2 protein-coding genes are annotated in these 2,272 nt (G+C 36.7%); both read right to left on the reverse strand.

The window, feature by feature from the left end:
• Positions 1-766 (reverse strand): GTP-binding protein (locus tag U9Q18_02390; GenBank protein ID MEA3313207.1); only part of this gene is annotated, 766 nt, incomplete at its 3' end.
• On the reverse strand, positions 756-2,272 hold a 1,517-nt coding region (locus tag U9Q18_02395), incomplete at its 5' end, for an ATP-dependent Clp protease ATP-binding subunit (protein ID MEA3313208.1). The genes U9Q18_02390 and U9Q18_02395, both read right to left, overlap by 11 nt.

Here is a 2,272-nt window from a genome sequence, read left to right on the forward strand (position 1 = left end):
TACCGCTCGTAAGTTCATCGCATTGCTCCATTTTTAATTTAAACACACCTACTTCTTCCACCTGAAATTCTTTTCCCGAAGACATAAATTTAATTTTATCACCTGAACGAATCGTGCCATCCATTATTCTCACATACACCACTACTCCCTTATATGTATCAAAGTGCGAATCAAACACAAGTGCTTTAAGTGACGCATTGCTGTTTACATGAGGAGGTGGAATTTTTTTAATTATTGCTTCTATTAAATCATCAACACCGGTGCCCAATTTTGCGCTAATCTGCAAAATTTCATCTCTTGATAATCCTACCATCTCTTCGATTTCCTTTATTGCCCCTTCAATGTCAGCACCTTTAATATCAATTTTATTCAAAGCAGGAATAATGGTAAGATCATGCTCTAATGCAAGATAAGTATTGGCAATAGTCTGAGCTTCAACCCCCTGGGAAACATCGACAAGAAGCACTGCCCCTTCACATGCTTTTAAACTACGTGATACTTCATAATTAAAATCAACATGCCCCGGAGTATCTATAAGATTAAACTGATATTCATCGCCTTTTTTGTCTTTAATCGTAATAGTGACAGGATGCGAACGAATAGTAATGCCTCGCTCTTTTTCAAGAGACATATCATCTAAAATTTGATCTTTCTTATTGCGTTCTGTTACTAACCCTGCCTTTTCAAGCAATCTATCGGCAAGTGTCGACTTTCCGTGATCGATATGCGCTATAATTGAAAAATTCCGTATCTTGCTATTTTGCACTAACTATTTCGCTTTTTTTGCTAAGCTTAGTAGTTTTTGACTCTTCGTCGTAGTCCACAATGATTATATTCCCGCTACTAAACTCTTCTTTTAGAAGAGCCATAGCAATTGGGTCTTCCACTTCTCTCTCGATAAGTCGTTGCAATGGCCTTGCTCCATACTCTGCACTGTAACCATTCTTTGCTAAGCGTGCTTTCATCTTACGAGTAAGTTTTATGCTTATTTTTTCATCTATTATATTCTTTTCTATTCTCTTCGTCATAACATCCACTATCTGCATAATTTCTTCTTGTGTTAACGGATAAAAAACAATAATATTGTCTATCCTGTTGAGAAATTCCGGTTTAAAAATCTTCTTGAGAGAAACCAAAAGTTTCTTTTTATTATCTTCGAAAGTTTTTTCAGCGCCTCCTACAGAAAAACCCAATACGTTAGATTTAAATATATCCGTGCCATAATTAGATGTAAGTATGACTGCCGTATTTTTAAAATTGACTGTGTGTCCCTGAGCATCTGTTAGACGTCCTTCATCCATAATCTGGAGAAGAATGTTGAATATATCAGGGTGAGCCTTTTCAATTTCATCAAAAAGCACTACGGAATAAGGCTTCCTCCTCACGGCCTCCGTAAGTACCCCTCCCTCTTCATATCCCACGTAGCCTGGGGGAGAGCCAATCAAACGTGACACTGTAAATTTCTCCATATATTCGGACATATCAAATCTTATCATAGCAGTATCGTTCCCAAAAAGAAATTCTGCAAGTGCTTTTGCAAGCTCTGTTTTTCCGACACCAGTAGGTCCCAAAAAAAGGAACGAACCTATAGGTTTTCTCGGATTCTTTAGACCAGCTCTTACTCTTCTTATAGAATTAGAAACAGATTTTACTGCAACATCTTGACCAACAATTCTTTTATGAAGTTCTGTTTCCATATTCACAAGTCTATCCTTTTCATCCGATACAAGTTTCTCAACAGGAATACTAGTCCACAAGGATACTACCTTCCTTATGTCGTTATCTGTCACTTTTGGTATATCGCCAGACGATGCAACAGAAGGTGGTATAATCTTTTTCGTTTTTTCCATTATCTTTTTTTCTTTTTCTTTAAGTTTTTCGATTCTTAAAGAATCCCTGTCGTTTATTGCTTGAGATCTGGCATCTCTTATTGATTTTAACTTATATTCTAAATTTTTTGGTTCAGATCTTTTAGAAAAATTTAATCGTACTCGCGCAGCTGCCTCATCAATAAGATCTATTGCTTTGTCGGGCAAAAACCTATCATTAATATATTTCACAGAAAGTCTAACTGCCGACCATATCGCTTCATGAGTAATCCTGACCTGGTGGAATCCTTCATAGTGCCTACGCAAGCCTTCAAGAATTTTCACACTTTCGCTTACTGTTGGTTCTTTTACAAATATCGGCTGAAATCTCCTTTCAAGTGCAGTATCCTTTTCTATATATCTCCGATATTCTTTTAAAGTAGTTGTCCCTATTACCTGTATTT

This window comes from Caldisericota bacterium (assembly GCA_034717215.1).
Classification (GTDB): domain Bacteria; phylum Caldisericota; class Caldisericia; order Caldisericales; family Caldisericaceae; genus UBA646.